This is a genomic window from Caulobacter sp. 05T431, assembly GCF_056665975.1.
On record NZ_JBFTKU010000204.1, the window covers coordinates 1 to 350 of the forward strand.

The 350-nt window shown below is 61.7% G+C and carries 1 protein-coding gene; it reads right to left on the reverse strand.

The genetic code is table 11. The features are described 5' to 3' along the window. Nucleotides 1-137: 137 nt before the first annotated feature. Nucleotides 138-350, reverse strand: a 213-nt coding sequence (locus AC1U89_RS25115) for a hypothetical protein (protein ID WP_479902326.1), incomplete at its 5' end; no start/stop codon positions are given.

The following is a 350-nucleotide window of genomic DNA, read 5'->3' on the forward strand; positions in this document are numbered from 1 at the left end:
GGGCTGACCCGCATTGCCGTCAGCAGGGTTCCGAGTACCAACGCCCCGGTCCAGCCCAGCACAGTGAGTTCAAGGGTTATCAGGACTCCGCTGGTGAAGTCGGCGGCATAGCCGGAGAGGAAGGACATGATGACGGCCTACAGAGTGATGTGCGGAGCGGTGACCTCTGAGGGGCGCACGGCTCCGATGGTGCTGTCGTAGGCCTTCTTCCACTCGCCGTTGTCGGCGATCTTCTTGAGGAAGCCGTCGAGGTAGTCGTGCCACGCGGTGTCGTCCTTGGCGGATCCGATCGCGTATTCCTCTGTTGCGAGGTAGTCTCCGACGACCTTGAAGTCGCCCTTGTTCTGCTC